Here is an 8,779-nt window from a genome sequence, read left to right as displayed (position 1 = left end):
CGACATGGTCGCCCGTGAACCCGCTCGTCATCTTTTAGCACTGACCCACCCCCCGCACATGGTCGAATATTCCATCTGATATTTGGCCGCTGCGGGTCACAAGAGCTGGTAGCAAGGAAAATCCGGGTTGGAGAGGAAAACCGGCGCCGGAAAGGCGGCATTGGGTCAGATCGCGTCATGCGACGCTCGCAACTGATCGACTGCAAGGGGTCGGAACTCGGTCGTTTTAGGGTGATTTGGGTTTTGGCGGCTAGAGCGGCCCGGCATGAGGTGGTCCGGACTGTGAACGAGGGCGTCGGCAGAGCGCGTCTCATAGGGGGCCCACAAGCCAGTGCCACCCCCGCCGCCGACAAACCCCGGCGGGCGGGTGCCTCGGGGACACGATGGTAGATTGCCAATGCGTTCGCGCGTGTGGCCTTAAGTCGCAAACTATTGGCTTCAGAAGCAGGGCGTCGGGCTTCATTGACGGTGCGACCAACACCATATGGTGATCCATAGCCCTCCAAAACGAGAGAAGCTCGCCCCGACGGGTCGCACTGCGGCCGTCCGCCGGCAATTGCTATGAACTAGGAAACCATCATGCCTGAAAATATCAGACTAACTTCGAGAGACGTCCCCCTCATTCAGCTAGGCCTCTATCAGTGCCGCTTCCCGGTGAGCGAAGACCCATCAGTACCCGGCGGTTATCGTTTTTGTGCTGGGCCAACTTCGCCGGATCGCGCCTACTGCGATCATCACCACAACATTGTGACCGCCGTGGACCCTCGTCGAGCCCGTTCGGGTCTCCACCTCGCTCAACGACGCGCCGCGTAAGTCTGGCTGGCGGCGGCCTCCCGGCCACGCTATGCGCTCCAAGGCCTTGGCTATGACCTTTCCGTCGGCTCGGTCTGGCCCATCCTTCCTTATGCCGTCTTCGCCGATGTATCCCCCGTCGCCCGATTGAGAACGACGACTTCTCGCCGAAGCGATCGCTTCGGAATGCCGTCGTAGCCCGACCCGAAGCTCAGTGTGCTTTTGTAGAGGTCGAGGGTCCAATCCAACGTCTGGACTCCACTGGAGTGCCTGCACTCGAGAGCGATTGGCTCTCCGGCAGCCGATAAGGACCCAAATGCGCCAGAAGCCGACAATCCGCTATCGGATGCTTTCCCGTGTAGCGAACGCGAACGTCCGTTCAGGGCAGCGAGCGGCGCGACCCAATTTGCCACAGTTGCGCACCTTGCCGATGTCGATCCCGGCAGCGACGGGCAGTATTTACCTCAACGTGGGAGAAGTAGAGAGAGGACACGAGGTGCGAAAAAGCAACGCAAATACAGCTGATTAGTTACGACGTAGGTACCCTCGCAGATATGGTATTGGTCGTCCGGGGATTCCTGTACGCGGCTCCGTGGGATGTTGAAGTTATGCGGCAAGTAAATGTAACCCCCGTCGATCCTCGACTGCACCGAAGACCGAGGTACGGCGTGGCAATCAGAACCGCCGCAACAGTTGAATCTCGTCTGTGGGTCAATCTTGTCTTGGTACCAATCATGGGCGTTAGCGGATGTTGAAGCAGCGATACACACTGCCGTGAAAATGAACCTTCGCATGGCATTCCTCAAGGATTGGCAGGCGCTGCTCGTTCGAACGCCTATGTATATTAGCGTTCCCTTAAAAAGACCATTGGCCTCCGACTGACTAACGCAGATCCAGCAAGCGACGCTCGCAACTGAAAGACCGCATTGGGTCAAATTCCGAATTTGATCTGCTGCAACATAGCTCCGACTTCCTCGCGCGCCGAGCCCGAACTGCCACCGATCCTGCCGACATCATGGCACACCTCAAGTAGAGCCTTCGTCTCGAGCACCTCGGCCCGATTCTGTTCTCGATAGAAGCAGCGGTTGGTGATTAAGCAGCATGGAATCGCCGAATTCATGCGTACGGTAGCGGTGCACGGCGAAGGCTGCGGAGGCCTTGGCGAGCAGAGCATCGTCGGCAAAGGCACGCAGCAGCTCGAAATGGCTTTCGCCGGGCTGGTGGACGCCTGTAAGAATCGCATCGACCACGCGAAGCGGCGTGCCGCGCGCGATGCGCCCTGTCGCAATGCGTTTTCCGGCACGCACACCGCCATCGGGATTGGCGGCTGCCTCCAGAGCGCGCACTACGCTCGTGCCGATCGCGATGATGCGGCTGCCGCGGAGCTTCGCCCGCGCGACCTGCGCTGCGGTGTGCTCGGGGATGCGGTAGGGCTCGTCGAAGGGAAGATGTGAATCGAGCGCGGGATCGCCGGTGGAAGAAACGCCCGCGGCATGCGTGAGGGTTGCGAAGCCGACATCGCGCCGACGCCAGCCCTGGAGCGTGCGCCAATCGAGCGCGAAGCCTGCTGATGGCGCTTCGAATGCGGCCGGCTCGGCTGCAATCTTTGTCCAGACATCCCACAGTGCCAACGGCTTGGGAACATGCGCGTATTGGATCGGCCGGCCGTGCCGCGCCAGTCGCGCGAGTACCGCTACGGGGTTGCCGGAGAAACGCAGCTCGAGAAGGCGAGGATGGCCCGAAAGGCGCTGGATGATGGCTTCAAGCGGGCCGAGCCGGAGGCGATCGCCTGGTGAAAATGGCGGCGGAGCCAGCCGGTCTTCCGTGCGCGTGTGGTGATCGCCTGCGCCGAAGGCAATCGCCAGGAAACGGGTTGGATCGGGAAACGACAGCCAGCCTGCCAGGCGGATCTCGATCGCCTCGTCGCTGGGGAGATGCGTGCCGTACAAGCTGGCGGGCAAGGTCGCGGCGTCATTGGCGACGACCAGATCGCCAGGATCGAATAGTGTCGCGAGTTCAGCGCGCGGCAGGTCGCGCATCGCGCCGTCCGCCTCGACGACCAACAGCCTGGCGAAGCGCCGAGCAGGACGGTCGGCGGCAATCATGCATGTGCCCCGGCGCGAAGCGTAGCGCCGACCGGCAACGCATCGAGCATCTTTTCGATGACCTCGGCAGCAGCGGCCTCGGGGCGTTTCAGTGTCGACGGATCGGCGTCAGCAATTGCCAGCGCGTGCAGCGGAGTGTCCATGTCGCCAGGGTCGAGCGCAAGGAGCCGTATGCCGTCGGCTTTGGCCTCCTCGTCCCAGATCGCCGTCAAATGGGCAAGAGCGGCCTTGCTCGCGCCATACGCGCCCCAGCCGGGATAGGCGTTCACCGCCGCGTCGCTGGAGATGTTGATCACCAGCGCGCCACGGCTCCCGCGTGCGGACGCGGCAAGCGCACCGAACAGGGCCTTCGTCAGCCGGAACGCGCCGACCAGGTTGACCGCGAGCGCCGTTTCCAGCTCCTCGCATTCGGTATCGGCGAGGAGCGCCAGAGGGACAGGGCCGAGGCTCGAGGCATTGTTGATCAGGACGTCGAGCCCGCCGAGGCTCGCAGTTACCTGTAGCGCGATCGAGTAGGTGTCCTCCTTCTTGCCGACGTCGCCGACAATGCCGTGCGCGCCCGTCTCGTCAGCGATGCGTTCGACATTCGCGGCGGTGCGAGCGACGAAGGCCACGCACGCACCCTGCGCGGTCAGCTGCCGCACAAGCGCCATTCCGAGCCCGGAGGTGCCGCCCGTAACCGCCACGCGAAGTCCGTGAAGATCAATATTCGACTGCATTGCCGGTGCTCCTTCAAGCTTTATGGCCCCTTGCTACAAGTTCAAGTTAACTTGAAGTCAAGCGGGAATCGTGCTTTCGTTCATGCATGGATTCCATGCTGACCATCACCGACGTGTCACGGCGCAGCGGCGTCGCCTCATCGGCCCTGCGCTTCTACGAGGAGCGCGGGCTGATCGCGTCCGAGCGGGCCGGCTCGGGACACAGACGCTATCCGCGATCCGTGCTGCGCCGGATCGCCTTCATCGTCTTCGCGCAGCGAATTGGGCTGACGCTTGAGGAGATCGGCGCCGAGCTCGCCAAGTTGCCAGCCGATCGCGTGCCGTCGCGTCGGGATTGGTCGCGGTTGTCGGGCCAGTGGACTAAGCGCATCGACCAGCGCATCGCCGAGTTGCAGCGCCTGAGGTCCGGGCTTACCGAGTGCATCGGTTGCGGCTGCCTGTCGATCGACCGGTGTAGCCTTGCGAACCCTGCCGATATGGCAGGACGCAAGGGGCCGGGGCCGAGGTATTGGCTGGGGTGAGTTGGCAGCCAAGTGCGAGACGCTGCGGCCCGGTAACGTTCAGCGGCGATATTGTTCGTCGCTGACTTTCTCCATCCACTCGACGGCCTTGCCATCAAGTGCTTGCGTCGTCCTGCCAGACGGTCGTTCCTTCTAAAAACGCGGCTGCATTTCAGCGGGCCAAGCGAAATAAGGAAATACGTCGAACTGCTCCGGGTGCGGCGGTCATCAACCTCTTCAGTCCACCCGAAACGGTTGAGCATTGGAGCCGTTGCGCGTTGGCACAGGCTGATCGGATTGATCCGGCGGTTGGGGATACCTTTCTTGCGGCAACGAAGGACGAAGATGGTGTCTAGGCCATCGGTAATGGTAGCCTGTTCATAATTTCGCCAATCGTTGGTTGATTGCCCGAACGGTACCAAGTCCGGCATTGCCCGCGTCCTCCGATCGGTTTGGTCGGATCGGATGAGGCATTCCGGCCCGCCGACAGCCTGTGGATCGATTCGGTCTCGTGTCCGCTTCAAGGGCATCGACCCGCCTGAGTCCGCTCAGCAATTCATGTGGCCGGATGTGGCTAGCTAAAGCTAGCATCTGACGTGCAGAGTTGCCGTAAGCGTGTTTTCCGATTTCCACGTCGAAGTACCGCCGCTGCACGATGCGAGAGGCAAACCGCTTTTCTCACCTGCGCCTGCTGCCATTATCTCGTCTGTGTCATCGTCGAACAGGAAACAGACATGGGAACAGAGGATGACCTGTGTTCTACCACAGGTCAGCACAGTTCCTGAACCTGTGACCTTAGAGAGAATTGACCGCGCTCTGGATACGCTCGCCCTGGCTATCCACAAGGCTGGCAACAAAGGACGAGCGTATCTTCCGATTTACGAGCGTCTTGAACGCGAAAAGAAGAAATTGATTGCAGAGACGGGCGCTATGTTGCGCGTCCAGGAGCGGCTCAAACAATCTCGGGATCGAACGGCAAAGCAATCTTTTTGAGTTCGTCGCGTCGCCATTGCAGCGATCCGCCCGTACCATACTCTACACGCTCTATCGTATGGCCCATCAAGATTTTGCGAAGCTCACTGTCGATGCCTGCCTCTTTCATACGATCCTCGAAACTGTGCCGGAGGGAGTAAATCTTGTGCTTCGGTGTCGGGAAAAGTTTGTGTGTTTTAAAGAATTTATTCAGGTTTGCAGAAAGTGCCTCTTCACGATTGCGGTAGCGCGGAAAGCCCTGCGGATTTTTCTTAAAAACTTCCAGCGCGACACCCACCAGGGGTACATCTCGCACGGACCATTCGGTCTTGATTTCGCGGGGATCATCCGCGTCCTCCCGTGGGGCAATGCGAATATACGGAACCGGCGTGTCAAGGAAGATCACGGTCTCATCTAGATTGCATATCTCGCTTGGCCGTGCGCATATCTCGCTTGGCCGTGCGCCTGTCTCGATCAGCGCCAGTACGCAGCGACGCGCTTGAGCATCCAGGGATGCTAAAGCGCCAGGCCTCATGATCCGATTGGATATCCATTTGGGTTCGAATGACGGCCGTTTGCGGCGGCGTTTACCACGCTCCGAAAAGCGGAGGTCATCGAATGGGGTGCCTTTTTTGTTCCTCGCCCAGATGAGCAAAATAGCGCCTGTACAGATCCCGCATGTTGCCGAGATCTCGATTGCCGGCAGACGCCGAATGTGTCGCTGGTCCGACGTCTGGCGGCGGCGCAATACGCTTGAGCCAGAACCGGTAGAAGGTCAGTCCGTCCTCACGCGTGACGTCACCGATCGGCTTATCACCAACCAGGGCAACGAAATTGTTGACGGCTCTCTGCTTTACCTTCTTCCACATTCGGCGCTGCGACTGGCTCTTACCCACGACTTCATGGGCCATGATCTCATCGGCGTAGAGATCAAAAGCTTTGGAGACTTTGACCGGTGGCACCTGCACCCAGCCGAGGAGAGCGTCGGCGACCGCGGGGGCCGCTTGAACGCGCTCCAGCGCCTCGACACGCTTTAAAATTGAATCGACATTCTGAAAGCCTGCCACCTGTCCATTTGAAAGGTAGGAAACGCCCATGGCTTCAGCCCGGCGAACGGCGTCGCGATACTGATCGAGTGCCGACCTCGTCTCGCCGCCGCAAAGGAGCACCGTCCACAGGGTCTTGTCCGCGTCTTCGAGCTTGTCGCGCATGGCACGCGCGAGGCGGCGTTCGTCCGTTCCCAGGGACTTGCGAATGAATCTGCCGCGATCGTCTATGCCGACCATCTTGGCGGGCATTCGCCGATGATAATAGAAAATTCCGTCGCGCTGGACGAGGTAGCGATCCGGGTCTCTGGCGGGCTCTGCGACGGCCTCTTTTCGCATGGGCCAAACTCGTGATGTATCTCAATTCGTATCGCAGATTGTATCGCATTAAGGCTAGAACAAGGGCCCACCACAAGGGGCGCTCTGCCCAACTGACGTTTCAATGGGTTAGAGGGCGCAGTTCACGAATTTGATGGTGCGGTCGAGAATAGTGCCAACCCCTTATGGCACAAGCAATTAGCCGCCCGCACCTGGCGAAAAGCCCATCATGACCATTACGGAATTCCTTTCGGTGCCCGCACCCTGATCGGTGAAATCGGGCTTAAGTCGAGGCTTCCTTTTTCCATGTCCGATCAGGTCCCAAGCGCCCGGCACGGCGTAGTCGGTCACCGGAGCTTTTTCTCAGCACGGCCCATGCCGGCACCTCTCAGGCGCTCGTCGCCAAGAAGGCGGGCGCCACGTCAACACCCTCTGCGGGTTGAAGGACGGCAAGGTCTCGGCGAGCGTCCCCAACAGAATTACCAGCAAACGGTTGACCGATGGCGGTGCTCAATTTCTCAGACAGCAGCTGTAGGGCATATGGAGGCCCGCCTCGGAATTCCACGGGCGTTGAACTGATTGGGTTTTTTGTGTAACGCAACCCCATTTATAGGCCCTCCGAGCATATACTTGTGTAACGTCGTTCACATTATGTTCCCCTGACAGGGAGCAGCGCTCGGTAGCGCCGTGTGCGAATATTCATGCCCTTGCCTCGAAAAGGCGGCCCCTTGTCGATCGCTGAGAAACTAAAAAATTCGCTTGCGAGGGATGGGAAGGCTCCGCCGTTCCAATCTGTCGAGCTTCCGTCGACTGAGGATCGCAGGAAACGCGTTCGGTATTGGGCCGGTCAAGTTGACGGCCCGATGGTTCTGCCGTGGATATCGCTTAACCCATCTGGAAAGCGTGGCGACGGTCGAGGCTCAACGGGGACGCGAATTGCCAACTTCGCCTGGAGATGGGGGTTCGACGGCGTAGCAGTTTATAACATTTATCCATTCTCGGGATCCAAACCGAAAAACATAAAAAAGCAAATCGTCGAATGGCGGGGGCAAGGCGATTTTGTCGTCCGCGATGCGGTAGCTGAAAACCATAGGTATATAGTAGAGTGCCTTCGCGGTTTTGATGCCGCCCTGGTGGCATGGGGCGCGCAGGATGGCCAGTTCGGCGCTGAAACCCTCCGTTGGGCAAAGGGGCTAGTCAGCGCGATCCAGCTTGCCGACGATTCAAGGAACAGCGAATTCGAAACGTGGTGCATTGGCATGACTAAGGGAGGCCATCCTAGGCACCCCTCACCGCTCGGGCGAGTTCCCGCCGACACACTGCCCGAGCGCTACCACGTTCTCTAGGACTGATATACATTTGCCGGTTGGCTGCAAAATCCCCAGGCCGAGCAGAAACTGCGCTTCGCCTCGGATTGCGGAAGTCAGGCCGGCTTGCGGTAGGCAACGAACCCAAAAAAGGCCGGCACCGGCCAAATCCAGTACCGCCCAAACGCCACGGGGTAGAAAGAGCGGAATAATGGGTTGAAAAAGAGCGCTGCCGCAAAGAGCATCCAGACGGCGGGCTGATCGGCATTCGGTGATCGGCGAAGTTTCACCGCAGTAGAGCCCGGCTGGGGGCCAAGCGGCCATGGCCAAGACGAGCGCTATCGCAGCGCGACGACTCGTCCCGGCAAAATCGTGCGGCCTGGCATGCGGAAAGAAGCCACACGGTAGATTTGCCGTTCGACCTTTTGCCCTTAGAAGGGCCATATCGGGACTAAAATCGGATCGGGCGACCATAATCAATGAGGTGAACGACCCTGTGCCCCGTAGGCGGAATGACACGTCGAAGGATGAACATACGCATCTCGCCGTCAAAGTGGAGCACTGCGAGGCGAGCGTTGAAACGCGCATCGAACCTGGCATATATCAGCCTCAATACGCTTGGGATTTGGATGATGACGCCCCTCTGTATCGGACTACAACCCAACTGACATTCGCCGGCGTGGCGACATACCAGAAGGACGGGCGGGCGAAGCTTATGAGTTGACGATATACGGGTCGACTTCGGACCTGCGGCGCAATGGGGCAACGGTCAAAGATGTACAGACGCGTGACGAGCGTGGCTCGCTCCAGTTTCGTTCATACCGCGGCAGGCAGATCCCGAGATACAATCCTCCTTCAGGCATGGGACTCATCGACAAAGTGCGTGGTGAGCCACGCTGGATAGCGTGGCTTCATGTTTCACCGCTCTTTACGAATGACGCACTCGCCCTGGTGAGCAGCGGACGATCGTTGTTTTTGGCGATACATGAACGCCGGAGTAAACGCGCGCGCTGGATCCAA

The 8,779-nt window shown here is 59.5% G+C and carries 8 protein-coding genes; 3 read left to right on the top strand and 5 right to left on the bottom strand.

The features are described from left to right. Positions 1–579: 579 nt before the first annotated feature. Complete coding sequence (locus tag NKJ94_RS31565; protein ID WP_352530957.1) at positions 580–813, top strand: GcrA family cell cycle regulator; 234 nt, start codon at positions 580–582, stop codon at positions 811–813. Positions 814–1,817: 1,004 nt separating this feature from the next. Here NKJ94_RS31565 and NKJ94_RS31560 read toward each other — a convergent pair. Both NKJ94_RS31560 and NKJ94_RS31555 read right to left on the bottom strand, forming a co-directional pair. Further along, positions 1,818–2,897 carry an S-adenosylmethionine:tRNA ribosyltransferase-isomerase gene (locus NKJ94_RS31560; RefSeq protein WP_352530955.1) on the bottom strand — a complete coding sequence of 360 codons (1,080 nt, stop codon included), beginning with the start codon at positions 2,895–2,897 and terminating at the stop codon, positions 1,818–1,820. Next, positions 2,894–3,583 (bottom strand): SDR family NAD(P)-dependent oxidoreductase, encoded by a 690-nt coding sequence (locus tag NKJ94_RS31555; RefSeq protein ID WP_352530953.1) that lies wholly within the window; start codon positions 3,581–3,583, stop codon positions 2,894–2,896. The genes NKJ94_RS31560 and NKJ94_RS31555 overlap by 4 nt, the downstream gene beginning before the upstream one ends. A gap of 119 nt (positions 3,584–3,702) precedes the next feature. Here NKJ94_RS31555 and soxR point away from each other — a divergent pair, with 119 nt between their 5' ends. Next, positions 3,703–4,137 (top strand): redox-sensitive transcriptional activator SoxR, encoded by a 435-nt coding sequence (gene soxR / locus NKJ94_RS31550; RefSeq protein ID WP_127862987.1) that lies wholly within the window; start codon positions 3,703–3,705, stop codon positions 4,135–4,137. 931 nt (positions 4,138–5,068) lie between these two features. Here soxR and NKJ94_RS31545 read toward each other — a convergent pair. The 3 genes from NKJ94_RS31545 to NKJ94_RS31535 form a co-directional block, all read right to left on the bottom strand. Then, the gene (locus tag NKJ94_RS31545; protein ID WP_352530951.1) at positions 5,069–5,623 is read right to left on the bottom strand and encodes a site-specific integrase; all 555 of its coding nucleotides are present in this window, start codon (positions 5,621–5,623) and stop codon (positions 5,069–5,071) included. Positions 5,624–5,699: 76 nt separating this feature from the next. Continuing rightward, positions 5,700–6,473 carry a DUF6538 domain-containing protein gene (locus NKJ94_RS31540; protein ID WP_352530949.1) on the bottom strand — a complete coding sequence of 258 codons (774 nt, stop codon included), beginning with the start codon at positions 6,471–6,473 and terminating at the stop codon, positions 5,700–5,702. Positions 6,474–6,650: 177 nt separating this feature from the next. Beyond that, positions 6,651–6,803 carry a hypothetical protein gene (locus NKJ94_RS31535; RefSeq protein ID WP_352530947.1) on the bottom strand — a complete coding sequence of 51 codons (153 nt, stop codon included), beginning with the start codon at positions 6,801–6,803 and terminating at the stop codon, positions 6,651–6,653. A gap of 350 nt (positions 6,804–7,153) precedes the next feature. Here NKJ94_RS31535 and NKJ94_RS31530 point away from each other — a divergent pair, with 350 nt between their 5' ends. Next, positions 7,154–7,798, top strand: coding sequence for a DUF1643 domain-containing protein (locus NKJ94_RS31530; protein ID WP_352530945.1), 645 nt, complete (start codon positions 7,154–7,156; stop codon positions 7,796–7,798). The last annotated feature ends 981 nt before the right edge of the window (positions 7,799–8,779 follow it).

This window comes from Mesorhizobium sp. M0060, from assembly GCF_040323155.1.
Lineage (GTDB): Bacteria > Pseudomonadota > Alphaproteobacteria > Rhizobiales > Rhizobiaceae > Mesorhizobium.
This window is presented reverse-complemented; position numbering and strand designations above follow the sequence as displayed.